The organism is uncultured Psychrobacter sp. (assembly GCF_947500265.1).
In the GTDB taxonomy this organism is placed as follows: Bacteria; Pseudomonadota; Gammaproteobacteria; order Pseudomonadales; family Moraxellaceae; genus Psychrobacter.
On the sequence record NZ_CANMRN010000007.1, the window covers coordinates 62,216 to 86,567 of the forward strand.

26 protein-coding genes and 1 tRNA gene are annotated in these 24,352 nt (G+C 44.0%); 8 read left to right on the forward strand and 19 right to left on the reverse strand.

Features of this window, described 5'->3' with window-relative positions; genetic code table 11:
* Window position 1 precedes the first annotated feature (1 nt).
* The 13 genes from rpsC to Q0788_RS10795 all read right to left on the reverse strand — a co-directional run bounded on the left by rpsC (window position 2) and on the right by Q0788_RS10795 (window position 9,909).
* Window positions 2–724, reverse strand: a complete 723-nt coding sequence (rpsC, locus tag Q0788_RS10735) for a 30S ribosomal protein S3 (protein ID WP_057758704.1) — start codon at window positions 722–724, stop codon at window positions 2–4.
* 3 nt (window positions 725–727) lie between these two features.
* Window positions 728–1,057: a 50S ribosomal protein L22 gene (gene rplV / locus Q0788_RS10740; protein ID WP_021813373.1), complete on the reverse strand. Its 330-nt coding sequence runs from the start codon at window positions 1,055–1,057 to the stop codon at window positions 728–730.
* 10 nt (window positions 1,058–1,067) lie between these two features.
* Complete coding sequence (gene rpsS, locus Q0788_RS10745) at window positions 1,068–1,343, reverse strand: 30S ribosomal protein S19 (RefSeq protein ID WP_010196682.1); 276 nt, start codon at window positions 1,341–1,343, stop codon at window positions 1,068–1,070.
* A gap of 12 nt (window positions 1,344–1,355) precedes the next feature.
* Window positions 1,356–2,183 (reverse strand): 50S ribosomal protein L2, encoded by an 828-nt coding sequence (rplB, locus tag Q0788_RS10750; protein WP_057758702.1) that lies wholly within the window; start codon window positions 2,181–2,183, stop codon window positions 1,356–1,358.
* An 11-nt stretch (window positions 2,184–2,194) separates the two neighbouring features.
* On the reverse strand, window positions 2,195–2,545 hold the full coding sequence (gene rplW, locus Q0788_RS10755; protein WP_057758700.1) for a 50S ribosomal protein L23: 351 nt from the start codon (window positions 2,543–2,545) through the stop codon (window positions 2,195–2,197).
* Window positions 2,542–3,144, reverse strand: coding sequence for a 50S ribosomal protein L4 (rplD, locus tag Q0788_RS10760; protein WP_057758698.1), 603 nt, complete (start codon window positions 3,142–3,144; stop codon window positions 2,542–2,544). The genes rplW and rplD overlap by 4 nt, the downstream gene beginning before the upstream one ends.
* A 14-nt stretch (window positions 3,145–3,158) precedes the next feature.
* Complete coding sequence (rplC, locus tag Q0788_RS10765) at window positions 3,159–3,797, reverse strand: 50S ribosomal protein L3 (protein ID WP_298810442.1); 639 nt, start codon at window positions 3,795–3,797, stop codon at window positions 3,159–3,161.
* A 49-nt stretch (window positions 3,798–3,846) separates the two neighbouring features.
* Window positions 3,847–4,158: a 30S ribosomal protein S10 gene (gene rpsJ / locus Q0788_RS10770; RefSeq protein WP_010196670.1), complete on the reverse strand. Its 312-nt coding sequence runs from the start codon at window positions 4,156–4,158 to the stop codon at window positions 3,847–3,849.
* A 410-nt stretch (window positions 4,159–4,568) separates the two neighbouring features.
* On the reverse strand, window positions 4,569–6,170 hold the full coding sequence (locus Q0788_RS10775; RefSeq protein WP_101204869.1) for an Rne/Rng family ribonuclease: 1,602 nt from the start codon (window positions 6,168–6,170) through the stop codon (window positions 4,569–4,571).
* Between the two features lie 120 nt (window positions 6,171–6,290).
* Entirely contained in the window at window positions 6,291–6,974 is a 684-nt protein-coding gene (locus Q0788_RS10780) for a nucleoside triphosphate pyrophosphatase (protein WP_182176686.1), read from the reverse strand.
* 105 nt (window positions 6,975–7,079) lie between these two features.
* Complete coding sequence (gene mreD, locus Q0788_RS10785; RefSeq protein WP_101204871.1) at window positions 7,080–7,565, reverse strand: rod shape-determining protein MreD; 486 nt, start codon at window positions 7,563–7,565, stop codon at window positions 7,080–7,082.
* Window positions 7,566–7,706: 141 nt separating this feature from the next.
* Window positions 7,707–8,567 carry a rod shape-determining protein MreC gene (gene mreC / locus Q0788_RS10790; protein WP_102077941.1) on the reverse strand — a complete coding sequence of 287 codons (861 nt, stop codon included), beginning with the start codon at window positions 8,565–8,567 and terminating at the stop codon, window positions 7,707–7,709.
* 313 nt (window positions 8,568–8,880) lie between these two features.
* Window positions 8,881–9,909 carry a rod shape-determining protein gene (locus tag Q0788_RS10795; RefSeq protein ID WP_082624553.1) on the reverse strand — a complete coding sequence of 343 codons (1,029 nt, stop codon included), beginning with the start codon at window positions 9,907–9,909 and terminating at the stop codon, window positions 8,881–8,883.
* A gap of 34 nt (window positions 9,910–9,943) precedes the next feature.
* Here Q0788_RS10795 and Q0788_RS10800 point away from each other — a divergent pair, with 34 nt between their 5' ends.
* The 8 genes from Q0788_RS10800 (at window position 9,944) to Q0788_RS10835 (ending at window position 16,813) form a co-directional block, all read left to right on the forward strand.
* The gene (locus tag Q0788_RS10800) at window positions 9,944–10,072 is read left to right on the forward strand and encodes a hypothetical protein (RefSeq protein ID WP_261863515.1); all 129 of its coding nucleotides are present in this window, start codon (window positions 9,944–9,946) and stop codon (window positions 10,070–10,072) included.
* 528 nt (window positions 10,073–10,600) lie between these two features.
* A complete protein-coding gene (gatC, locus tag Q0788_RS10805; protein WP_057758683.1) occupies window positions 10,601–10,915 on the forward strand; it encodes an Asp-tRNA(Asn)/Glu-tRNA(Gln) amidotransferase subunit GatC in 315 nt (104 codons plus the stop codon).
* An 81-nt stretch (window positions 10,916–10,996) separates the two neighbouring features.
* The gene (gene gatA, locus Q0788_RS10810; RefSeq protein ID WP_298810450.1) at window positions 10,997–12,493 is read left to right on the forward strand and encodes an Asp-tRNA(Asn)/Glu-tRNA(Gln) amidotransferase subunit GatA; all 1,497 of its coding nucleotides are present in this window, start codon (window positions 10,997–10,999) and stop codon (window positions 12,491–12,493) included.
* The gene (gene gatB / locus Q0788_RS10815; protein WP_102092404.1) at window positions 12,493–14,019 is read left to right on the forward strand and encodes an Asp-tRNA(Asn)/Glu-tRNA(Gln) amidotransferase subunit GatB; all 1,527 of its coding nucleotides are present in this window, start codon (window positions 12,493–12,495) and stop codon (window positions 14,017–14,019) included. The genes gatA and gatB overlap by 1 nt, the downstream gene beginning before the upstream one ends.
* Window positions 14,020–14,133: 114 nt before the next feature.
* Window positions 14,134–14,210, forward strand: a tRNA-Pro gene (locus Q0788_RS10820).
* 214 nt (window positions 14,211–14,424) lie between these two features.
* Window positions 14,425–15,453, forward strand: a complete 1,029-nt coding sequence (locus tag Q0788_RS10825) for a hypothetical protein (protein WP_298810452.1) — start codon at window positions 14,425–14,427, stop codon at window positions 15,451–15,453.
* A gap of 112 nt (window positions 15,454–15,565) precedes the next feature.
* Complete coding sequence (locus Q0788_RS10830; RefSeq protein WP_298810454.1) at window positions 15,566–15,733, forward strand: hypothetical protein; 168 nt, start codon at window positions 15,566–15,568, stop codon at window positions 15,731–15,733.
* Window positions 15,734–15,835: 102 nt separating this feature from the next.
* A complete protein-coding gene (locus Q0788_RS10835) occupies window positions 15,836–16,813 on the forward strand; it encodes a DUF1853 family protein (RefSeq protein WP_298810456.1) in 978 nt (325 codons plus the stop codon).
* Window positions 16,814–16,894: 81 nt separating this feature from the next.
* On the opposite strand, the gene Q0788_RS10840 is transcribed toward Q0788_RS10835, so the two are convergent.
* The 6 genes from Q0788_RS10840 to trpB form a co-directional block, all read right to left on the reverse strand.
* Entirely contained in the window at window positions 16,895–17,425 is a 531-nt protein-coding gene (locus tag Q0788_RS10840) for a DUF2726 domain-containing protein (protein WP_298810458.1), read from the reverse strand.
* A gap of 251 nt (window positions 17,426–17,676) precedes the next feature.
* The gene (locus tag Q0788_RS10845) at window positions 17,677–18,882 is read right to left on the reverse strand and encodes a LysM peptidoglycan-binding domain-containing protein (RefSeq protein WP_298810460.1); all 1,206 of its coding nucleotides are present in this window, start codon (window positions 18,880–18,882) and stop codon (window positions 17,677–17,679) included.
* A 258-nt stretch (window positions 18,883–19,140) separates the two neighbouring features.
* On the reverse strand, window positions 19,141–20,514 hold the full coding sequence (gene folC, locus Q0788_RS10850; protein ID WP_298810462.1) for a bifunctional tetrahydrofolate synthase/dihydrofolate synthase: 1,374 nt from the start codon (window positions 20,512–20,514) through the stop codon (window positions 19,141–19,143).
* A 199-nt stretch (window positions 20,515–20,713) separates the two neighbouring features.
* Window positions 20,714–21,661, reverse strand: coding sequence for an acetyl-CoA carboxylase, carboxyltransferase subunit beta (gene accD / locus Q0788_RS10855; protein ID WP_298810600.1), 948 nt, complete (start codon window positions 21,659–21,661; stop codon window positions 20,714–20,716).
* Between the two features lie 381 nt (window positions 21,662–22,042).
* Window positions 22,043–22,867 (reverse strand): tryptophan synthase subunit alpha, encoded by an 825-nt coding sequence (gene trpA, locus Q0788_RS10860; protein WP_298810465.1) that lies wholly within the window; start codon window positions 22,865–22,867, stop codon window positions 22,043–22,045.
* Between the two features lie 142 nt (window positions 22,868–23,009).
* Window positions 23,010–24,284, reverse strand: coding sequence for a tryptophan synthase subunit beta (gene trpB / locus Q0788_RS10865; protein ID WP_057758619.1), 1,275 nt, complete (start codon window positions 24,282–24,284; stop codon window positions 23,010–23,012).
* Between the last annotated feature and the right edge of the window lie 68 nt (window positions 24,285–24,352).

Below are 24,352 nucleotides of genomic sequence, written 5' to 3' on the forward strand. Positions count from 1 at the left end.
TTTAACCTCTGTCTGAGTTTCGACGGTTTCCACGACCACGGCGTTTTGGCGCACGAGTCTGCTCTTCTTTGACGGGATTATATACACTGTTCATACCGTCAAGGATTTCGCCACGGAAAATCCAAACTTTAACACCGATGGTGCCGTAAGTTGTCTCTGCACGAATTGACGAGTAGTCAATATCAGCACGGAGTGTATGCAATGGCACACGACCTTCACGGTACCATTCACTACGAGCAATCTCAGCACCGCCTAGACGGCCAGACAGCTCAACCTTGATACCTTTAGCACCAGAACGCATGCTGTTCTGTACCGCGCGTTTCATCGCACGACGGAACATAACACGACGCTCAAGCTGGCTACCGATGCCGTCTGCTACCAAACGTGCATCAAGGTCAGGTGACGTGATTTCTTCAATGTTGACCTGAGCAGGTACGCCCATAATTTTGGTCAATTCTTTTTGAAGTCTTTCGATATCTTCGCCTTTTTTACCGATAACAATACCAGGACGCGCAGTGGCGATGGTAATCTTAGCAGCGCCAGTAGGACGCTCGATCATGATGTTGCTGATCATAGCGTTATCTAGCTTTTTGCGTAGATATTCACGAACTTGAATGTCGTTGATTAGGTATTCTGAGTATTGTTTAGGGTTAGCATACCAGTTTGCGTTATGCTTTTTTACAACACCAAGACGAATTCCGATTGGATGTACTTTTTGACCCATAACTTATTCTCCTACCTTTATAGTGATGTGACAAGTACGCTTGCTGATACGATCAGCACGGCCTTTGGCACGTGGTAGGATACGTTTTAGCGTAATGCCTTCATCAACATAGATAGTAGCGACTTTTAGGTCGTCAATATCTAAGCCGTGATTATGTTCGGCATTGGCGATGGCTGAGTTAAGGCATTTCTTAACAAACACAGCGCCTTTTTTATTGCTATACGTTAGGATATCCAAAGCACGCTCAATAGATTTGCCACGAACTTCATCAGCAACGAGTCTAACTTTTTGTGCCGATATGGCGGCACCGCGTAATTTTGCAGTTACTTCCATGGTAAGCACCTTATCTCTTAGCTTTTTTGTCAATGCCGTGACCACGATACGTACGAGTCGGGGCAAATTCACCTAGTTTATGACCAACCATCTGCTCGCTCACGATAACCGGTACATGAGTACGGCCGTTGTGAACAGATAAAGTTAGGCCAACCATTTGTGGCAGAATCATCGAGCGGCGCGACCAAGTCTTAATTGGCTTGCGTGAGTTGGTGTCTAATGCATTCTCAACTTTAGCAAACAAGTGCGCGTCTATGAATGGACCTTTTTTCAATGAACGAGGCATGAAATTCTTCCTTTATTTCTTCTTGGCGCGACGGCGGATGATCATGTTGTCAGTACGCTTATTGTGACGCGTTTTAAGTCCTTTAGACTTCTGACCCCAAGGGCTGGTTGGATGGCGACCTTTGTTACGACCTTCACCACCACCGTGTGGGTGATCAACCGGGTTCATAGCGACACCACGAACAGAAGGACGAACACCACGCCAACGTGAAGCACCGGCTTTACCAAGTGATTTCAAGTTGTTTTCAGTGTTAGAAACTTCACCAATAACAGCGCGGCAATTTACGTGTACACGGCGAGTTTCGCCAGAACGCATACGTAGAATAGCATAAACACCGTCGCGACCTAGTAACTGAACGCTAGCACCCGCAGAACGAGCCATCTGTGCACCTTTACCGATTTTAAGCTCGATATTGTGAATCACAGTACCCAATGGGATGTTTTTTAGCGGTAAGCAGTTACCTGGACGAATTGGAGAAGTCTCGCCTGACATTACTGTATCACCAACTACTTGTTTCTTAGCAGCGATAATGTAACGACGTTCGCCATCAGCATACTTAAGTAGAGCAATATGAGCAGTACGGTTAGGATCGTATTCGATACGCTCTACCGTTGCTGGGATATTGTCTTTAGTACGTTTGAAATCGATAATGCGATAATGTTGCTTATGACCACCGCCAATGTGACGAGTAGTAATGCGGCCATTATTGTTACGACCACCTGACTTGCTTTTTGATTCTAGAAGTGCTGCAAACGGACGACCTTTGTACAGGTGTGGATGCACTACTTTTTCAACAAAACGACGGCCTGGTGATGTTGGCTTTGCTCTTACGATAGGCATGAGTGTAATCCTTATTCGTTATTCGCTGTTTCACTAGTAGAATCAGTAGTATTCGCTACTTCTTCACCAGCATCAGCCATTTGTACATCTTGACCAGCTTTTAAGGTAACATAGGCTTTTTTGTAGTCGTTACGACGGCCGATGCTTTTACCAAAACGCTTTGTCTTACCTTTAACATTCAAAGTGTTTACTTTAGTAACTTCAACACCTTCAAACATCAACTCAACTGCTTTTTTGACTTCAAGCTTAGTAGCATTAGAATCAATTTTAAATACCTGCACACCAAGTGAGTCGCCAAGCATTTGAGATTTTTCTGAGAATACAGGCCCTCTTAAGACCTGATAAAGTCTTGCGTTATTCATGCTAGTGCTTCCTCAAATTGTTTCGCAGCTTCAACTGACATGATCACTTTATCAAATGCGATCAAGCTCACTGGGTCCACTTCATTTGTACCAAGTACATTGACGTGTGGAATGTTGCGAGCAGCTAAGTATAAGTTTTCATCAACTTCTTTAGTAACGATTAGTGCACGAGGTGCATTCAAATCGTTCAACTTAGCAATCAGTTCTTTGGTTTTCGGCCCAGAAACGCTCAACTCTTCTACCAAAATCAGACGCTCTTGACGAATCAATTCTGCTAGGATGCACTGCATCGCACCGCGATACATTTTACGGTTTACTTTCTGTGACCAATCTTGTGGTTTTGCAGCGAATGCACGACCACCTGAACGCCAGATTGGGCTACGAATAGAACCCGCACGAGCGCGACCAGTACCTTTTTGGCGCCATGGCTTAATACCACCGCCAGAAACTTCGGCACGTGTTTTTTGTGCGCGTGTACCTTGGCGAGCACCAGCTAAATAAGCGGTGACGACTTGATGCACTAGTGCTTCGTTGAATTCACGACCAAATGCCGTATCAGAAAGCTCAACCGCCGCACCTGTAACTGTTTTTAAATCCACGTTAATCCCCTTGCTTAGGCTTTGACTGACGGACGTACGATAACATCGCCACCGGTGGCACCTGGGATAGCACCCTTGATGACAAGTAACCCTTTTTCGGCATCAACCGAAATCACTTCTAGGCCCTGAACGGTAACACGTTTGTTACCCATCTGACCCGCCATCTTCTTGCCTTTGAATACTTTACCTGGTGACTGGTTTTGACCAGTTGAACCATGCGCACGATGAGACACTGAGTTACCATGAGTAGCATCTTGCATACTAAAGTTGTGACGCTTAACAGGGCCTTGGAAACCTTTACCTTTGCTCTGTCCTGTCACATCAACCATCTGACCTTGTTCGAACAAGTCAGCTAGAATCTCGCCACCAATCTCACGACCTTCAAGATCGCTTTCGTTGGCACAGAATTCCCAAACACCACGGCCAGCTTTAACACCAGCTTTAGCGAAGTGACCCTTTTGTGCAGCTGTTACGCGGCTGTCACGACGAGTACCTGTGGTAATTTGGATGGCTTGGTAACCATCTACATCAGTATTTTTTACTTGAGTAATGCGGTTTGCATCGACCTCAACAACTGTTACAGGGATAGATGCGCCTGTTTCAGTGAAGACACGGGTCATGCCGCACTTTTTACCGACTAAACCGATCGCCATTTTAGACCTCTTTATATCTTATATTAATGGGTTGGGTGTTTAATGTGCATTAACCCAAAGCAATTTGAACGTCAACACCCGCCGCTAAATCTAATTTCATTAGCGCATCCACAGTTTTGTCAGTTGGCTGAACGATATCAACCATACGCTTATGAGTACGGATTTCGTACTGGTCACGAGCGTCTTTGTTAACGTGTGGTGAGGTTAGAACGTTGAAGCGCTCAATGCGAGTCGGCAACGGTACAGGACCACAAACTTGCGCACCGGTGCGCTTTGCAGTATCAACAATCTCTTGTGCAGATTGATCAATCAGACGATGATCAAAAGACTTAAGACGGATACGGATTCTCTGGTTAGCCATGCCAGCAAGCTCCTAATATGTGCCTTTGTCATTCTTGCGTCGCAAGACCATGATCAAAAGCAGTTTGGTTAAATATTCACTTAAAGCGGCCTTCTGTTCTTAACCAGAATGAGTTCTTTATCCGAACTTATAGCGTGCCAAAAGCAAAATAGTTTAAAGCCCCGCCAACCCTCCTATTAATTGGAAAGTAGCAAAGGCATAATGAAATAGTGCTAGAAACGATGCTCTAGCTGTCATAGCGCCAGCTTTTTTTATTCAGCTGCGCATATATAATTCAGTGGTGTATATTATACATAGTATTTTAGGTATTGCAAGAGCAATCTCTAGTATCATTAGAGATGCTCCATCTTATACTGGCTACTAATCACACAAATATTTTCATCTAAAATTATTATTTATTTTAAATAATATTAATCTAAAACAATATCATACTGCTCTTGGGTGTATAGATTCTCTACATCAAAAGTAATGACCCTACCCAGTAGATACTCTAAATCAGCCACTGTGTCTGACTCTGTTGTAAGCAGTAAATCAATGACTGCCGCATGAGCAACCACTGTGAACTTTTTGGGAGAGTTATAAGTGCGGGCGCAGCGCATAATCTCACGGAAAATCTCAAAGCAAACCGTCTCTGCGGTTTTGACAAACCCTCGCCCTTGACAAGTTGAGCACGGCTCACACAGTTGTTGACCCAATGATTCACGCGTGCGCTTGCGTGTCATCTCTACCAGTCCAAGCTCACTGACCTGCGTAATCTTAGTTTTTGCATAATCTTGAGTAAGCTGCGCCTGTAAGCTCTCAAGCACGTCATCTTTATGCTGTTGCTCAAGCATATCAATAAAATCTAGAATTATAATGCCGCCTAAATTACGTAGTCGTAGCTGACGAGCGATAGCATGTGTGGCTTCTAGATTAGTCTTATAGACTGTATCCTCTAATGAGCGACCGCCTACAAAAGAACCTGTATTAACATCAATCGTCGTCATAGCTTCGGTCTGATCGATGATCAGATAGCCGCCAGACTTTAGATCGACACGGCGCTTTAATGCATCACGTAAGTCGTCTTCGACACGGTGTACATCAAACAACGACTGCTCAGCGGTGTAATGCACGATACGATCATAGACGAAGGGAACAAACTCTTTGGCAAAGTATCTGACTTGCTCATAAATCTGCGTATTATCAATAATGACTTTTTCGGTATCAGCGTGAACCAAATCACGGATAGAACGTAATGGTAATGACAGTTCTTGATAGATCAGCTCTGAGCTCTGGTGATGATTAATCTCTTGGCGACGAGCACAGATAGTACGCCACAGCTGCAATAGATAATAAATATCTTCTTCTAGCTTATCGACAGGAACTCGCTCAGCAGCGGTACGGGCAATCAGTCCACCCTTCAGATTGACCGTCTGCATCAGGCTACTAAGCTCAGTCTTTAATCGGCTACGCTCTTCTTCACCATCGATACGCTGCGATATACCAATATGATCGCTCGATGGCAAATATACTAGATAACGTGATGGTAGCGAGATATTGGTTGTTAGACGAGCACCTTTACTTCCTAACTGGTCTTTGGTTACCTGTACCAGAATACGCTGACTTTCATGCAAGCGATGCTGAATCAAAGTTTTAGACGCTGGTACGATCTCTGTACTTTGCGCACTGACAATAGGCGGTGTCACAGCCAAGCTATCAGCAGCAGCGTTGGTAGTTGCATCGTCCTCATTTATCTCGTGCTTAGTGGCCTTAGCCGCTTTGTTTTTTTCTACAACGGGTCGTGGTTCACGCTGCATATCGTTGACATGTAGAAATGCGGTCCGTGATTGACCAATATCTACGAAGGCTGCCTGCATACCAGGAAGGACGCGTACGACCGTCCCCAGATAGATATTGCCGACCAACCCCAGTTTGTGATGTCGTTCAATATAAATCTCGCCCAAAATACCATTGTCTAAAACCGCAACACGGGATTCCATTGGACTAATATTAATCAGCAGCTCTTCGGACATAGTTTTTTCTCTTATCTCTCAGCTTTCTTATTAGACGGTCATCGCCTATTAGATTGACAGTGTAACAAATGCGACTTGCTCTTGCCCATTACCCTACCGTGTCATTATGTGCATATCCCATTATAACGGGTTGACTGTGTCCATACTGCCTTCTGTCATTTCTTTGATTAGTGCCAGTGTTTGTGCCAGTGGCAGACCAACGACATTGGTATAGCTGCCATTAATACGACTGACCCATGTAGCACCAAGTCCTTGAATGCCATATCCACCTGCTTTATCAGCAGGTTCGCCACTATTCCAGTAGTCGCTCATCATCTGTGTCGTCAGTGGTATAAAAGTCACTTCCGTACGCTCAGTGATTCGCTGCTGGTCAATAATTTGCAAGCACTGTGTAGGTTCTGATGGGCTTCGTTCTGCTTTAGGCAATAGCTGTACTTGAGTCGCTTGAACGGCAGTCCATACTTCATGGATGTTATCAGACATACGCTGCCACATACTATATGCATGGTCGCGATCGATGGGTTTGACCAATACTGTTTTACCATCTGACAGCACGCCAATAGTATCAGAGGTCAGAATAATAAACGGTGAGGTAAGGCTATCGTGATCCGCTTGAGAGGTATCGCTTAATTGTTGTATCGCCGCATCGGCTTTGGTTTCGACCATGCGTTCGATATAGTCTGTCGGCGACTCATTATCTAACGGCGTCTCATCAATATCTACACTTAAGATAGTAAAGTCTAGTTGCGCTCTTTCTAGTAGCTCACGACGACGCGGAGAGCCAGATGCCAAAACGATATCCATCGATATTCTCTTCATTTATAAATTTATGATGTGGGTGGTCATACAGTATTGTGGGCCGAGCAAGCTAAGCTGTTAATCAGAGTAACAGCTATAACTAGTGATTCATTAACGCGAAAACTTGCGCAAAGCAAACAGTACGAGTGGCCAGCTGAGGATACTCATAAACAGTGATAAAGCAGACTGAGCGACAAAGACGTTTTGAATAAACATCTGTAGTATCCATAGATTTAACTGAAAGACAATCAACCCTAGACTAGCAATTAACCACGCGCTAACGGTATTCAACTGTCTGACGTAGATACTGGTAATTTTGATAACCAGTGCAACCACAACAGCGGCGAACGCTTGCTGACCTAAATGCGTATCCATCAATAAATCAGCAATCAGTCCAACCGTAAATGCGGTAAAAATGCCGACATAGCGCGGCTGAAACAGCAACCAATAAATCAGCACCATGATCATGACCATGGGACGCAGTGTGGCCATGCTTGGGCTTAATGGATAGACATTGAGTGATGATGCAGCGATGAAACTCAGAACAATCACAACTATCAATAGTACCGTGGCATTCTCAGAATCAGGATACGACATGGGTACTTACCTTAGCGAGTGTTTGATGGTTGCGGTGATATTGTTGATTGGATATTGGCAAGGTGAATACCATAAATGAAAAGCTTTAAAACATCAATAAGCCAGCTAATTAGCCGTCAATACCATGGCTTACGTCATTATCTATGGAGCAATAGCAGCAGCATTGTTCTCATTTAGTAGCTTGTCTTGAAGTATTAAAACATAGGCATTATCGATAAAGTTAGCTGCTGGAGTAACTTCGATCGTTCTAAAGTTATCGGTTTGCTCGTCTTTGACATGCGCGATACGCCCTACTCGATAACCTGCTGGAATACGACCGCCCAGTCCTGAAGACACTAGTTCATCACCTACTCGCACATCCGATGTTTTGAAGACGTAATTGAGACTTAATGAAGATGGGATGCCTTGACCTGTGACGATAGCACGCTGACCGGTACGCTTAACAGTGACCGCAACTGACTGCTGCTCATCTGTAATCAACAACAGACGGCTAGTATTCGGATAGACATTGATAATCTGTCCTAATACACCGTCTTCATCGATGACCGTTTGCCCAACTTGTACACCATCTTGCTCACCTTTATTAAGCACGACAATTTGTCTGAGCAAATTGGTATCTGTACCGATGACTTGCGCCAAATTAAGATCGAACTGCTCGGGCTTGGTGGTAGATAAGATACCTTGCAGGCGTGCGTTCTGTGCCAAGATATAATCTTGCTGTTGTAGCTTGGCATGCGCGTGTATCAATTGCGACTTTAGCTGCATGTTTTCGCGACGCAGTGCTTCTTTTGATTGCAGACTACCACCAGCCCAATGCTTGGCATAGCTTGGCAATAGAGACAGCTCATAGATTGGCTGCATGGCGGCATGACTGGTACTACGTACAGGCTTGAACCAATCAGAGTTTTTGCTATCAAACCACATCAAAATTAAGGCTGCTATCAATACAATAACTGTCTTACGAAGTGATAACGGCTGGCGAGCAAAAATACTTGGAGTCATAAGTCGTCTGATTTAAGGATTCTAAAATGAACAATAGCACTTATTTACAGCATCAGTGTTTATCGAGGATATTGGGTTCTAGCACAAATGAATGCAATTAAAGGTAGCACAATCGGCTACCTTTAATTTTATATATAGTCAATTTTCTATAAATTGGATACGGTGTCAGTCACGCTCAGCCTAATACTTATAGTACTTTCGCTCGGCTTCCTTGTATCCAAATTATATTGAACCGACTATATTTATAATTTCATCATTCACATAAATCATCATATATTGCCAAGACTATATAGCAATTAAAGATAAAGATGACTTAAACAAAAATCATGTTTAAACTTTTATTATTGATGAAATCAAGCGCGATACCACCACCACGGCTAACGCAGGTTAATGGGTCTTCTGCTACCGTCACTGGCAAACCGGTCTCTTGTGAGATAAGTTTGTCTAAGTCACGTAATAGCGCGCCGCCACCTGTCAATACAATGCCACGCTCAGCGATATCTGATGATAACTCTGGCGGAGTCTGCTCAAGTGCTACTTTTACAGCGCTAACAATACCACTCAATGGATCAGTCAACGCTTTTTGCACTTCTTCTGAATTGACAGTAAAGGTCTTTGGTACACCTTCTGCCATGCTACGACCACGAACTTCTACTTCTAGTTGGCTGTCTTCATTCAATGCAGAACCGACTTCTTTTTTGATGCGCTCAGCAGTCGTTTCACCAATGACACAACCATGCGTACGGCGTACATGAGTAATGATCGCTTCATCAAACATATCGCCGCCGATACGAATCGACTCAGCATATACGCAACCAGACAGTGCGATAACAGCAATCTCAGTTGTACCACCACCAATATCCACAACCATAGAACCACTGGCTTCATGAACTGGCATACCAGCACCGATAGCCGCAGCCATCGGCTCTTCTAGCAATAATACTTTGCTCGCACCTGCTGACGATACTGCCTCACGAATCGCCTTGCGCTCAACTAGAGTAGACTTGCATGGTACACAAACCACGACGTTAGGCTGTGCCATAAAACGCTTGGCTTTTACTTTGGCGATAAAGTGCTTAAGCATTTTTTGCGTCACTTCAAAATCAGCAATCACACCGTCTTTTAACGGGCGAATTGCTGTGATGTTCGCAGGCGTACGACCTAGCATCTGCTTGGCATCGATACCAACAGCGGCGACGGTCGGGTTCTGAGTACGATTGCTTCGTAACGCGACCACCGTAGGCTCGTCAAGCACGACGCCTTTATTAGGAATAAAAATTAGGGTGTTCGCAGTACCGAGGTCGATAGCGATATTATTTGATAAAAATCCAAACAGGTTCATGACTAATATATCCAGCGTCTTACGAATGAGGCGAATGAGATTGACTGAGGTGTTACTCGTCAGTATTGAGCAGGTCGTCGTTAAACATTACTTGTGGCAACAATTAATCATCCCAACAAGTCAAAATCCAAACAATAATGATGAAATGAAAAAACTGAGCTAAATTATACCGATTTAGCTCAAAAAAAACATAGATATTTGCATCAGTAAGTAAGGATTTTTGTCTTAGACGCCAAAAGTTGTTACAAAGTTTGAAATAGTAGCGAATATCATTCAACTCAATGAAACATCATTTAATCTGATAACTAACAAGGCTCTACAGGCAGATGAATGTTTTGCTTAATAGCAGATGCATACTGTAACGTATTTTAGAAGCTAATTGGAGAGCAATTGAGGAACAATGATGAATTAGGGGGTCAGTTTTGCAATTCTCTGTAAATCATTGTGTCTTAATTGGCATTATGGCTCGGCTGGCACCATATCTTATTCAATATTACGTTTTTATCAATTCAGTCTCTTGGTTGAGATTGTGCATCAATCAAGCGTCATGCTCTGTAAACTTGAGTCAGATGCTTTATAATAAGCCCACTTACTATTTGTTTGTATTTTAGTTGTTTCTATTTTAGCGCTTACGTATTTTCGTTTTCGTAACCAACTACTCTAACAAAAACTGTCCTTAACTGGAGAAACTATGTCTCAGCAGCCAGCAACGTCTGACAGCAACGTCAGCCGTGAAGAAATCCTAGAAGTTGCCAACCTTGCCCGCTTAGGTGTCGATGAAAGTACAGCCGATAGCTATGCTGATGATATCAGTAAAGTATTAAAACTGATGAATACGCTATCTAATGTTGATACCACAGACATCAAGCCACTAGCCAATATCCATGAAGCTTGCCAAGAGTTGCGTGCTGATGTGGCAAAACACGACATCAATCGTGAGCGTAATCAGTCAGTTGCGCCTGCCGTAGAAGAAGGCTTATATCTAGTGCCTCAGGTGATTGAATAATAGTGGCTGAATAACACAATTACGCATTTGCCATTATCCTATTTTATTTTATGCTATTAACATTTTGACGGACGACACCTTATGTCTGAACTTCATTTATTAAGTACCGAGCAGCTCATTACTGGCTTGCAAAACAAACAATTTAGCAGCGCAGAATTAACCGAACACTACATCAAGCGTATCGATGCGCTAGATAGCAAGATTAACAGCTTTATCACTCATACTTCTGAGACAGCACGCGCACAAGCAAAAGCAGCAGACGAGATGCGTGCTCAGGGCGATCAGCGTCCGCTACTTGGTGTCCCGATGGCGCATAAAGACATCTTTTGCACCCAGGGCGTACTGACCACTTGTGGCTCAAAGATGCTACATAACTTTGTCTCACCATATGACGCGACTATCGTCTCTAACATCGACAAAGCTGGCATGATTAGCTTAGGTAAGCTCAATATGGATGAGTTTGCGATGGGCTCAGACAACAGTAGCTCTTACTACGGTACCGTACAGAATCCTTGGAACCTAGAGCGCGTCCCTGGTGGCTCGTCAGGTGGTAGTGCTGCCGCCGTTGCCGCTGGTTTTGTCCCTGTTGCTACCGGTAGTGATACGGGTGGCTCTATTCGTCAGCCTGCTTCATTCTGTGGTCTAACGGGCATCAAGCCTACTTATGGGCGTGTGTCACGCTTTGGTATGATTGCCTACGCTTCAAGTTTGGATCAAGCAGGTAGCATGGGACGCAGCGCCAAAGATTGCGCCTATCTACTCCAGCCAATGATTGGTCATGATCCGCGCGATGCAACTTCTATCAAGTACGAGATGCCTGACTACGTACAAGACATCAATGATGCAGAGGCCGCGGCTGGTGATAAGCCATTTGAAGGTCTTCGTATTGGTGTGGCCAAAGAATACTTCGGTGCAGGGCTTGATAGCGAAGTCGAGCAAGCAGCACGTGCTGCGCTCAAAAAATACGAAGAGCTGGGCGCAACGATTGTAGAAGTGAACATCACTGATCCTGAAATCACGCTTGCCACTTACTATATGCTAGCGCCTGCTGAAGCATCTTCGAACCTATCACGCTTCGATGGCGTACGTTTTGGCTATCGCTGTGAGAATCCAACGGATCTTATCGATCTATACACACGCTCACGCTCTGAAGGCTTTGGCCCTGAAGTACAGCGCCGTATCTTGACAGGAACGTATGCGCTATCGGCTGGCTACTTTGATGCTTACTATACTAAAGCACAGAAGATTCGCCGCTTAATCGTTAAAGACTTCGATGAAGCGTTTGCTAGCTGTGATGTGATTGCCAGTCCAACCGCACCAACCGCTGCTTATAAGCTCAGTGAAGACCTAGATCCTGCAACGATGTATTTAGGTGACGTTTATACCATCGCGGTCAACCTAGCGGGTCTACCTGCCCTCAGTCAGCCAGTTGGTTTGACGACAGAAGGCCTACCTATTGGCTTACAATTAATCGGTAAGCACTGGCAAGAGAGTCAACTGCTCACGACTGCGCACCTGTTCCAGCAGCATACTGATCATCACCTACAACACTCTACCATCGCAAAGGAGACGGTATAATGAGTACAGCTACTACTGATAACAATGCTGTCCGTGAGCACGCCGTGCGTAAAGAGCTATTTGTCGATGGCTATGAAGTGGTCATCGGTATCGAGATTCACTGCCAGCTAAATACGGAAAGTAAGATCTTCTCAAGTGCGCCGACTGACTTTGGTCATGAGCCAAACAGCCAAGCTAGCATCGTCGATCTAGGTTTGCCTGGTGTATTACCAGTGTTAAATGCTGGTGTGGTCGATCGCGCGCTAAAATTCGGTATCGGTGTCAATGCTGAGCTGGGTCTATTTAATACGTTTGACCGTAAAAACTACTTTTACCCTGACTTGCCTAAAGGCTATCAAATCACCCAGATGGCTAATCCTATCGTTGGTGAAGGCTATATCGATGTCGTCGTCAACGAAGGCGAAAAGAACGAATATCCGAAACGTATGGGTATCACTCGCGCGCATCTAGAAGAAGATGCGGGTAAATCTGTACATGACGCAGTCGACGGTATGACTGGCGTGGATTTGAACCGTGCTGGTACGCCACTAATCGAAATCGTCTCTGAGCCAGACATGCGCTCTGCTCACGAAGCACTTGCCTACATCAAAGCCATTCATCAGCTAGTCACGTGGCTAGGTATTTCAGACGCAGTAATGGCCGAAGGCTCATTCCGCTGTGACTGTAACGTCTCTGTGCGCAAGCCAGGCGCTGATCTTGGTACACGTACTGAGCTAAAGAACCTAAACTCGTTCCGCTTTATCGAGCGTGCTATCAATCGTGAAATCGAGCGTCAAATCGATATCCTAGAAGATGGTGGCAAAGTCGTTCAAGCGACGATGCTGTATGATCCAGAGCGCGATGAAACGCGTACCATGCGTACCAAAGAAGACGCTAACGACTATCGCTACTTCCCTGATCCTGACCTGCTACCTGTCCGTATCGAGCAGCATACGGTTGATGCGATCAAAGCAGCGATGCCAGAGCTACCAGTCGCTCGTCGCGCACGCTTTGAAGAAGCGCTTGGTCTATCAGAATATGACGCTCGTATCTTAACTGGTAGTCGTCAAATTGCCGATTACTTCGAAGATGTGGTGGCTGAAATCGGTCAGCAAGATGCCAAAATGGCTGGCAACTGGGTCATGGGTGACTTGCTCGGCGCGCTGAACAAAGATGACACCGATATCATCGACTCCCCTATCAGCGCCAAACAATTGGCTGGCATGCTCAAGCGTATCAAAGATGACACGCTATCTGGCAAACTGGCCAAGAAAGTCTTTAGTGCTCTATATGAGCGCGAAGGCGGCGATGGCGATGATGCAGCAGATAAAATCATCAAAGACAAAGGCCTCAAGCAAGAAACCGATACTGGCGCTATCAAAGCGATGGTCGAAGAAGTCATCGCAAAAAATGAAGCGATGGTCGAAGAGTATCGCGGCGGTAAAGAAAAAGCCTTTAACGGTCTGGTCGGTCAGGTCATGAAAGCCAGTCGCGGTAGTGCGAACCCACAGCAAGTAAACCAAATTCTAAAAGAATTATTGGGTTAACATTGGCTGCTAAGCGATTATACTGACTATGCTAGGCAGAATAATATTGTAGATTTTGGCTACTATAAATAGCCCTTGCAATATACATAATTTTGCGTAAAATAGTCAGTCACTCGGGGCGTAGCGCAGTCTGGTAGCGCACTACACTGGGGGTGTAGTGGTCGCAGGTTCAAATCCTGCCGTTCCGACCAAACATAGCAGTAATAGAGAAAAGCCAATCATTGTTTTCAATGGTTGGCTTTTTTTTGTGCTAAATTTGGTGGGTGATTTTTTGATTAAGAAAATAATAATGATTATAAAAATTCTGTAAGGCTAGGACTGATTACTTGAAAGCCAGCTACTCACAAACCTTTGGATTGGCTTGTCTTACATTTAACTTTAATTTAAAGGTAGAAAGGTGCGAACGTGAGTTTAAAAACAGCTAAGGATTATTTAGAGAACTATAAAAAAGATATGGCTATTCAATATATAAATGTCTGTACCTTCCTTGAGCTGCTTATCGATTTTGAGCAGACAAATCTAGAAGAGATTATAATTTATCTAAATATAAACTCATTCCCTTCTACTACTACTCTGTATAGAAAAAACAAAGGTTATATTAGCCCTAAAGGGGATAACGAAAATGACTGTCAAAGCACTTGTAACTTTTTTTATGAGATTGATAAAGTAACGAGCTTCTCAGTAATTACAGGGTTTGCTTATGAAGAACAGGAGAAGTATGCAGACTTATATTTTTCATTGCTAGAGCTGTTTAAGTCTAACGCTTTGAAGCAGGTTAGCTTTATAAAAAAATATGCTGCTCATGAAGCTATGAGCAGAGGGTTTGGTTATTTAAGTAGAGATGCAACAGGTAGCTTATTTAGTTCTAATGAACTTGTAACGGGACTATCACAGAAAAAAATAGATGAACTAACCGCTGCAGAACATATTGTTAAGGTAGAGATTGATCATAGTACAGATTTAAAAGAAGCCACTGATATTCAAAAGATAGTAATAGCAAGGATTAATGAATATATGAATGCTCAGATGGAATCATACAATGCAAGCCCTACTCATCGCGATGAGATATCAAAACTTCTTACTGATAAGTCTAGTGATAGTAAAAAAACAATAAAAAGTGACAAAGAGTTGATAGCAGAACTTCAAGCAAAAGTAGCAGCTCTTGAAAGCCAATTAGCAGAAGCTAAAAAAAATCTAAACGACTCAGAGCAAGTTATTTCTGGCAAAGATAAGTCTATGCACCCTAGAACTGCGAATAATGCAAGCAAGATAATAGCAGCTCTCACTAGTGAACTTCTGAAGATGGATATAACACAGCCTTTCGCCAAAAATAGTAATGGGCAAATAATGACAGCTATTGAAAAACAGGGGAATACAGTTAGCAAAGATGTTATTGCACACTGGCTAAAGCTTGCCCATGAAAACAGTATTTAACTCTAACTAGAACCTCTGTTTTTCTAATTAGAACTATCGAATAACCTTACTTCGTAAACTAGCAACCATAAGCCGCAGCAATCAAGTTACGGTAAATTATGGAGCTAGATACATGAAACAGAAAAATCATATCCCAACTAAGCCAAAACAGAAGCCATCTCAATATCAGCCTAAATGGCAACTCTCTCTACTTAAAGCGGTAGTTAGCATCCTATTACCCTACCTGCTATCGTCGCCTGATATCAGTATTCATATCCATCACATTAATATCATGTTTTAAAGCCAAAAAACTGAGCACTGCCCTAGCCGATACTCGTATCCTATAGACTTTTATAGAGCGAGCCGTTAGGGTAAATGCTATACCTTCACACTGGTTTATCCTATGTCCGATCCTGTCAATCAGCCCACACCTAATCGCCTCATAGATAACTCACCTTGGGAACGTTACCGCCGACCCTATGTGCGTGATTTGGCTTATGTACTGGCATGCCCCAATGTTTTGACGCAGTGGCTAGACTTTGCGCTGCATCAGATTACACATACCGTTGCCGTGCATAGCGCACAATTTTGGCAGACGCAGTTTGAGGCGTATAAGCAACGATTAGTAGAGCTAGACACCACTGCCGCCTATCAAGAGCTGACTCGCTATTTACTCAAACGCCCAAGTCCCAATCGACTGGGTTTTCATTTTGAAGGCTTAGTGTCATATTGGTTAGAGGATGGGTTCGCACGCAAGCTGCATCCGTATGAGACACTGGCTAGCAATGTGCAGCTCTATAATGGCAAGCAGACGACAGGTGAGCTTGATTTAATTTTGTATAACCATACAGAACAGCTGGTTGAACATTGGGAGCTAGCCATTAAGTTTTTTATGGGGTCAGCACCTTTTGAACCTGTGAACTGGGTTGGGATTAACTCCAATGATAATCTACAGCGCAAAATGACACACATGCAAACCAAGCAGTTTCGAGCGGTGTGGGTAGATACAGAAAACCATGGACAGGTAAAAATTGATAAGCGTTATGGCGTGATCAAAGGGCGATTCTTTTTACCAATTAATACAAATGATTGCGGTGATTATGACTGGCCATATTGGCTAACGCCGAGCTTTCCAATGCATGAGTGGTGTGATAAGAGAGACATGGCAGGTCTTGCAACGATTGACAATACAGCTTTGCGAGCCGCGCATTATATTGAATGGTTCACCAAGCGCGACTTTTGTGATGAGCGAAATGCTTATGATAGTCGCCAGCAGCCGATAGTTTGGTCAGATAGCGAGCTACCTAAAACAGGTTTATATTTTGAAGGTAATCGACCAATCGTTATCTATCCAAGGCAGTCAGACCAACTCGATGAATAAATTTAGCTAACCTAAAGTTTTAAGATGAAACTGCTTGGATAATGTTTTAGCCTTAACAATCGGACAGCTTTCACAGAGCGCTTAATAGCTCTCAATCACTTGCATTAGCTCATATCTAAGCATATCGGCACTCGGCATACGCTCAGCGTGGAAGCGCACCATCGCAATACCTGCACTGGCAAGCGCCTTATCTTTTTTATCATCCGCTTTTTGACGGGCTTTGCTACTATGCGTCCAGTCATCAAGCTCGATAGCGACCAAGGTAGTCTGAGCATCGACATCCACAATCACATAGTCAACGCTCTGGCGGCAGATACGATTGAACCAAAAGCTACGCTCTGATGTCTCGCTACTATTAGCCTCGATGATCCGTGACAGCTGTACTTGGACAAATATGTGATACTCCGGCAGCGCATTTTTTAACTTATTAAAGAATATCACTTCCGTATCGGTCATAATCGGCATCGGCGCAAATGGCCAAATAGCCAACTCATCACCGCGCACAGGTTTTGGATCAGGCTCAACGACAGGGCGTTTTGCTAATAGCTTCGGTAACGTAATCAGCCCTAAAAAGCCAACGGCCAATATTAAAAATACAACACCAAACGACATGGTTCTACCTTATACAATATGAGAGTGATGGGCTACTTGTCATTATTAATAGCAATGAACAATGCACCGACCACGACAAGGCAACCTATATAGGCTGACAGGTTATACAACAACAGATTATAAAAATGGCGCTCATCTTAACCAAGGCTACGCTAATCAGCAATCTATAAAACAAAAAACACGACAGTATTTGTCGTGTTTTTATATAGAGTAGATAAAAGTCGAATTGCAACCGTTAGAAACGCTCTAGCTTAACGCCAGTAAAGCACCCAAGCGCTGGTCGTATTAACTTTAGGGTCACTATTGATTTTATCTTTTAATGCCAATGCTGCGACTTTGCCACGTTCAGGCCCAACCACGACACGTACTCCACGACTGGTGGCACTGGTCTTGACTTGATAACCTGCTGCTCGGAATTTTTTCGCTAACTCATCTGCTTTGGCTTGGTCGTTTGCTAGAGCCACTTGCACCCCAAAACTACCCTTAGCGTCTGTTTCTTTGACTTCTTTACGCGCTTCGCTCAGTTTTTGCTGCGCTTCACGTTTTGCATCGGCAGATTTCTTCGCAAGGGCTTCTTCTTGTTGACGCTTCTTCTCACGTGCTTGTTCAGCGGCTGCCGCTTCACGCTCTAAACGCTGTACCTGTTTGCTCGATGGGATAGTAATACTTTGACCCAGTTGTAGCGCTGCCGATGGCGATAGATTGTTAGCTTGAGCCAATACTTCTACAGGCATATTATATTGTCTTGCCAGTTTGATGAGTCCATCACCTTTCTTAATTTGGTATTCAGAAGGCGATTTTGGTGGCTCATTTTTAGCCGCTTCAGCTGCTTCTCTTTTTCTCTCAGCCGCTGCTTGGGCTTCAGCCTGCTTTTTTGCTTCGGCTAGTCTCTCTGCCTCCGCTTGTTTTTTACTTTCAGCAAGTTTTTTGGCGGCCGCTTGCTCTTTGATAGCCGCTTGCCTTTGAGCTTCTTGTTGCTCTTGAACCGATTTTTGCTTCTCGGCTTCGCTAGACTTTGTAGTATCAGTAGCAGATTGACTCTCAGTACGAGGCTGAACGGTCAGATTTGTAGTAACGTCTTTTGTAGCCTCTGTACTGCTGGTGTCATCAGTAGCTGGCGCACTATTATCGACATATTGCTGGCTCTCAGCACGTGCCTTGGCCAACGCTTCTGCTTCTGCAACTTCCTGCTCTGTCAAAAACTCTTTTGCACGTTTTTCTTGCTCTGCAACGCGGGCTGCACGTTCTTTTTGCTTTTGCGCAAGGATACGTTTTTCTGTCTCGATATCAGTGGTGAGCGGCTGCGGGGACTCTTGCTCCGAGCTTGATTTGTCAACCATCGCTGACATCGGCTCTGGTTGGTCACTATCGCCAATCTGCTGCACCATGGCGTATAGCATCACGCTACCGCCGATAATCATCCCAATGCCCAATAAGGCTTGTCTCGAAAAGTTCATCCGTTTACGTCTCTTAGTTGGTAATAAGGTTGATTGAGCGGCGCAGCGACTACCTCAAAGCAGTATATCCAATCGCTTTAATCATAATCTCTTACCGCCAGTTACTGTCAGTTAATGCCATCAGGGTTCAAAATTTGTGCCGACCGTCTTCTACCAGTCTGGCAAATCATTTTGATTATAAAGCATATTTTTCATGCTGTCTGCTATCAGGCTACGACTAAGATTAACATTAAACAGGCACTACTTTAACTTAAATTGTCATATGCTAAGGGCACTTAACGCTTCCCCAATCGTATGAAACGAGCCACATACAACGATAAGGTCTTGCGGTTGGCTCGCCTCTATCACTGTATGGGTCGCTGTATGCAAACCTTCAAACTCATATATATTGGTGCTATCGACATATTTAACCAAAACACCTTGCAGCTGCTCAGTAGTCGCGGCACGAGGGTAATCAATCTCAGCGACAAACCAGTCACTAATCGGTAAGCCTGCCTCAGTCAAACGCTGTACCACTTTATCGATGTCTTTATCACCTAACATAGAAAATAGCATTTTTATCTTTGGTGTAGGGATATTCGCTGAGCTATCTTGATTATTTTGCTTGGCTACGTGCTGCTGCCAAAACGGTAATAGCTGCGCTAGTAAAAACTCAACACCTTGCTCATTATGCGCCACATCAAATAACCAGTGGCGACTATGACTCTCACGATAATCAAAACGACCTGCCAGTTTGACAATTTGTAGTGCTTGCTCAATGGCTTTGATACCGACATCTAATGGACTTGCTAATACTGCGGATAAGGCATTGGCCGTGTTAGTTAACGATAACGCAGGACGTGGTAACTGCAAGGTAACCGCTGCATTACTATATTGCCAAGTCGTTGAATCAATATCGCGGTAGCTAAAATCTTGTCCTATTTGGTAGCAAGTCGCCTGCTGAGTATCGATAGCGTGTTGCACGCTAGCTGGCATCTCAGTAGCACCGTAAATCAGAGGAATGCCGTTGCGCAAGATACCTGCTTTTTCGCGACCAATATCCTCGACATTGTCACCCAACCAGTCAACGTGATCGATGCCGATATTGGTAATGACTGCCATGTCAGGATCAATAATATTGACCACATCTAGCCGTCCACCCAGTCCCACTTCTAATACCCACACGTCACAATCTGCCTCAGCGAATATCAATAGTGCTGCTAGTGTGGTCATCTCAAAGAACGACAACGTCAAATCACATTGTAAGCGAGCTGCTTCTACTTTGCTAAAAGCCTCAATCAGCGTCTGGTCGCTGACCATCTCGCCATTGATACGTACACGCTCATTGAAGGCACTAAGATGTGGCGACTGATATAGCGCCGTCTTGTACCCTGCGGCTTTACACATTTCGGCGATGACAGCAGTTGTAGAGCCTTTGCCATTGGTACCTGCTACAGTAAATACATAAGCGTCATCTTTAGCTGACTGCACCACGCCTAACGCTTCTGCAACAGGCAATACACGTGATAATCCCATATCGATTGCAGACACATGAATCTGCTGCATATAATCGAGCCACTCAGTTAGGCTAGCACTTTCATTAGGACTATGGGCATTAGGGCTGCGAAGGTCAGAGGTTAAAAGGTCAGACATGAATAAAACCTATATAAAATTTAATAAGAGATAAAAATATATGTGTTAGCTAAAACCAAAAATAGCACTTACCGTGCAATGACGATAAATGCTATTAAGGGTCTTGCATATGCAGTAGATGTTAGCACGCAGCTAAGTCTTTATGCACTCAATAAATGATTCATTATACTGAGTCATTTATCTTGTCGAGCATCTCATTTTACTGAGCATCTACATTTGGGACGCGGCATAGTTTTGCAAGTAGACGATAGATCGTATCAATTAGCTGATGACGATGTACCACTTCATCCACCACACCATGCTCTAATAAGAACTCAGCGCGCTGGAATGGCTCTTCTAACGTCTCGCGTACGGTCTGCTCGATCACGCGCTTACCAGCGAAACCAATCATCGCTTTTGGTTCTGCTAGATGGATATCACCCAGCATCGCCAGTGATGCAGTTACGCCGCCGTACACAGGATTGGTCAATACCACAATGTAAGGAATCCCAGCGATTCTTAGACGCTCAATCGCTGCTGCCGTGCGTGCCATTTGCATTAATGACAATAGACCTTCTTGCATACGTGCACCGCCAGAAGCAGCAAAGCAAATCAAAGGTACTTTTTGCTCTAGCGCTTTTTCAGCTGCTTGCACGAAACGATCGCCAACGACTGAACCCATTGACCCGCCCATAAAACGGAAGTCAAAAGCACAGGCGACGATATCAAGGTTACGCAGTTTGCCATACATCGCAACCAACGCTTCAGTCTCACCTGTTTTTTCTTGTGCTTCACTCATACGCGCAGGATATGGCTTACTATCCACAAAGCTCAATGGATCTTTTGCCGTAAATTCTTGTCCTGTCTCGCCGTCTACTTGATCAAGTAACCAGTTCAAGCGCTCACGAGCACTCATCGGTAAATGATGATCACAATGCGGGCACACATAGCAGTTAAAAATCAGCGCTGTGTTGGTAATCATCGAATGACAATTACTACACTTGGTTGACGGTTCAGTCTCTACCGCAGACAGTGGCGCAGTCAAATGCTGCTTGATACCTGGGATAGGGCGATTGAACCATGACTGCCTATCCGTATTGCTGTTTGGCGCGGCTTTAGCAGTATTGTTATCGGGTTTTGTTATTGTATCAGTCATATTATTTGCCATCATAAAAGGCTTATTGACAAGTTTGCTCATTCGCTTGTCATTGAGAGTTTAATGGTTGTCTAAAAAAAACGTCTAATACAGTCATAACATGAGCAGTCATGCGACATACTGATAAATAAATCTCGTATGTCGGTAATTTGATTATGCGCTTGTTGATAGATAATGTATTTGCCAATCAAAGTGACGAATAAATTACTGCTATCAGACACCATATAATAGTGATGTTAGTTTACACTCGTAAACTAATTTTAGCAAAGTCATTTAGTATTGTCTTCACGTAAAGCTTTTAAGTAAAGTCTTTAGGTAAACAATACTGCGATTTGACTTTGCCGTTTCAAATAACTATTTCTTCAAATAACAACAATATGAAAGCAATAGCTATTAAGCGCTTAAGCTGTCTAATGCTGCACGTAGCTCATCCATTTTTGCCATGATGTTTTGCTGTGCATTTGCAACCGCAGCGGTATCGTTAGCATCAATATCGGCAAAATTCTGTACCAATGCACTACCGACGATAACACCATCCGCATGAGTACCGATCGCTTTTGCAGAAGCACCATCACGGATACCAAAACCGACGCATACTGGCAAGTCTGTTTCCGCTTTGATTGCTTGTACTTGAGTTGCTACATCGTCAGTATCTAGCGTGGCTGAACCAGTCACACCTTTTAGTGATACATAATAAATATAGCCGCCACAATGAGTCAATACTTGCTCACGGCGCTCAGGCAAAGTTGTTGGCGATAGCAAGAAAATCTCATTCATCGAATGATCGGTCAAATGCTGAGTGAAACTGCCCGCTTCTGCTGGCGGCAAATCTACCATCAATAGACCATCAACGCCTGACTGCTCGCATAGCGCCACAAAATTGTCATAGCCGATGATTTCAACAGGATTGAGATAGCCCATCAAGATAATTGGCGTTTGCGTATCTGTTTGACGAAACTCTGCGACCATTTTTAGCGCATCACGAGTACTCGTACCTGCTGCTAATGCACGCTCGCCAGCCAAGGCAACAGTTGGACCATCTGCCATTGGGTCAGAGAATGGTAGACCGACTTCGATCATATCGGCGCCGTGTTTCACTAAGTCGTGCAACAGACCTACCGTAGTGGTCGGATTAGGATCGCCTGCCATTACATAAGGAATCAAAGCTTTTTTATTTTGTGATTTTAAGATTTCAAAGGTACTTTCAATTCTGGTCATAGTGGTCTCTTAATTGTTATAAACTGGCTTGTTTGACCCTTCATTTCATAATCTATATTGAACAATAAAAGGTCAAACAATTTTTCTTATAAAGAAGAATCTAGTAACTTATAAATTTGATAGCTTATAAAGATATTCGTTACTACAACTCAATCCCTTCTGCTTTCATCACTGAATGCAGATCCTTGTCACCGCGACCTGACATATTAACGATAATCGTCTGATCAGGGGTCATGGTTTTAGCCAGTTTCAATGCATAAGCGACAGCATGAGCAGTCTCAAGCGCAGGAATGATACCTTCTTTACGAGTTGCCTCATGGAAGCCTTCTAACGCTTCTTTGTCAGTACAGCCGACATACTCAACGCGCTTCATATCTTTTAGGAAGCTATGCTCTGGGCCGACACCAGGATAATCAAGACCCGCTGAGATAGAATGCGTCTCTTGAATCTGGCCATCATCATCTGCCATGAGGTAAGTACGGTTACCATGTAGCACGCCGATACGACCAGCCGCCAATGGTGCTGAATGACGACCTGACTCGATACCATCACCCGTTGCTTCAACACCATACATCTTCACTTCAGTATCGTTCAGGAAGTCAAAGAACAAACCAATCGCGTTTGAGCCACCGCCAACACAAGCAACCAATGCATCAGGCATTTTGCCTGTTTTTTCTAAATGCTGAATACGTGCTTCTTTACCAATAATCGCTTGGAAATCACGAACCAATAGCGGATAAGGATGCGGGCCTGCCACAGTACCGATAATGTAATAGGTGCTATCGACATTGGTCACCCAGTCACGCATGGCTTCGTTCATTGCGTCTTTGAGAGTACGTGAGCCAGAAGTGACCGGCACAACTGTCGCGCCAAGCAAGCGCATACGATAGACGTTCATTTTTTGACGCTCGACATCGTCAGCACCCATATAGACGATACACTCTAGCCCTAAGCGTGCGGCAATCGTTGCTGTCGCTACGCCATGCTGTCCTGCACCAGTCTCAGCGATGATACGTTTTTTGCCACACATTTTGGCAAGCAGTGCCTGACCAATGGTGTTATTTACTTTATGTGCGCCTGTATGGTTTAGGTCTTCGCGCTTAAAGTAAATTTGCGCACCGCCAATCTCATCGCTCAAACGCTTAGCATGATATAGCGGCGTTGGACGACCGACATAATTAACCAAATCGTTGTGATACTCTTCCCAGAATGCTGGGTCTGCTTTGACTTTGGTATAAAGCGTTTCTAGCTCTTCTAGAGCAGCCATTAGCGTCTCAGAGACAAAACGCCCCCCATGTACACCGAAATGACCGCGCGCATCAGGATACTGGTTAAAGTCCTGTACATTTTCAGGATTGGTAAAAGTATTTACAGATTGTGCGGTAGCAGATAAATCTTTGTTCTCGACATGACTCATGATAATTCCTACTGTAATAAGTGGTATTTTTTGGATAACTTTAGATAAATAGAGAAAAAATAATAAAA

What these genes read in the sequence shown, in the direction of transcription:
- rpsC (WP_057758704.1), bottom strand. Translation starts at nt 724, where the DNA reads ATGGGTCAAAAAGTACATCCAATCGGAATTCGTCTTGGTGTTGTAAAA.
- rplV (WP_021813373.1), bottom strand. Translation starts at nt 1,057, where the DNA reads ATGGAAGTAACTGCAAAATTACGCGGTGCCGCCATATCGGCACAAAAA.
- rpsS (WP_010196682.1), bottom strand. Translation starts at nt 1,343, where the DNA reads ATGCCTCGTTCATTGAAAAAAGGTCCATTCATAGACGCGCACTTGTTT.
- rplB (WP_057758702.1), bottom strand. Translation starts at nt 2,183, where the DNA reads ATGCCTATCGTAAGAGCAAAGCCAACATCACCAGGCCGTCGTTTTGTT.
- rplW (WP_057758700.1), bottom strand. Translation starts at nt 2,545, where the DNA reads ATGAATAACGCAAGACTTTATCAGGTCTTAAGAGGGCCTGTATTCTCA.
- rplC (WP_298810442.1), bottom strand. Translation starts at nt 3,797, where the DNA reads ATGGCGATCGGTTTAGTCGGTAAAAAGTGCGGCATGACCCGTGTCTTC.
- rpsJ (WP_010196670.1), bottom strand. Translation starts at nt 4,158, where the DNA reads ATGGCTAACCAGAGAATCCGTATCCGTCTTAAGTCTTTTGATCATCGT.
- Q0788_RS10775 (WP_101204869.1), bottom strand. Translation starts at nt 6,170, where the DNA reads ATGTCCGAAGAGCTGCTGATTAATATTAGTCCAATGGAATCCCGTGTT.
- Q0788_RS10780 (WP_182176686.1), bottom strand. Translation starts at nt 6,974, where the DNA reads ATGGATATCGTTTTGGCATCTGGCTCTCCGCGTCGTCGTGAGCTACTA.
- mreD (WP_101204871.1), bottom strand. Translation starts at nt 7,565, where the DNA reads ATGTCGTATCCTGATTCTGAGAATGCCACGGTACTATTGATAGTTGTG.
- mreC (WP_102077941.1), bottom strand. Translation starts at nt 8,567, where the DNA reads ATGACTCCAAGTATTTTTGCTCGCCAGCCGTTATCACTTCGTAAGACA.
- Q0788_RS10795 (WP_082624553.1), bottom strand. Translation starts at nt 9,909, where the DNA reads ATGAACCTGTTTGGATTTTTATCAAATAATATCGCTATCGACCTCGGT.
- Q0788_RS10800 (WP_261863515.1), top strand. Translation starts at nt 9,944, where the DNA reads ATGAGATTGACTGAGGTGTTACTCGTCAGTATTGAGCAGGTCGTCGTT.
- gatC (WP_057758683.1), top strand. Translation starts at nt 10,601, where the DNA reads ATGTCTCAGCAGCCAGCAACGTCTGACAGCAACGTCAGCCGTGAAGAA.
- gatA (WP_298810450.1), top strand. Translation starts at nt 10,997, where the DNA reads ATGTCTGAACTTCATTTATTAAGTACCGAGCAGCTCATTACTGGCTTG.
- gatB (WP_102092404.1), top strand. Translation starts at nt 12,493, where the DNA reads ATGAGTACAGCTACTACTGATAACAATGCTGTCCGTGAGCACGCCGTG.
- Q0788_RS10830 (WP_298810454.1), top strand. Translation starts at nt 15,566, where the DNA reads ATGAAACAGAAAAATCATATCCCAACTAAGCCAAAACAGAAGCCATCT.
- Q0788_RS10835 (WP_298810456.1), top strand. Translation starts at nt 15,836, where the DNA reads ATGTCCGATCCTGTCAATCAGCCCACACCTAATCGCCTCATAGATAAC.
- Q0788_RS10840 (WP_298810458.1), bottom strand. Translation starts at nt 17,425, where the DNA reads ATGTCGTTTGGTGTTGTATTTTTAATATTGGCCGTTGGCTTTTTAGGG.
- Q0788_RS10845 (WP_298810460.1), bottom strand. Translation starts at nt 18,882, where the DNA reads ATGAACTTTTCGAGACAAGCCTTATTGGGCATTGGGATGATTATCGGC.
- folC (WP_298810462.1), bottom strand. Translation starts at nt 20,514, where the DNA reads ATGTCTGACCTTTTAACCTCTGACCTTCGCAGCCCTAATGCCCATAGT.
- accD (WP_298810600.1), bottom strand. Translation starts at nt 21,661, where the DNA reads ATGGCAAATAATATGACTGATACAATAACAAAACCCGATAACAATACT.
- trpA (WP_298810465.1), bottom strand. Translation starts at nt 22,867, where the DNA reads ATGACCAGAATTGAAAGTACCTTTGAAATCTTAAAATCACAAAATAAA.
- trpB (WP_057758619.1), bottom strand. Translation starts at nt 24,284, where the DNA reads ATGAGTCATGTCGAGAACAAAGATTTATCTGCTACCGCACAATCTGTA.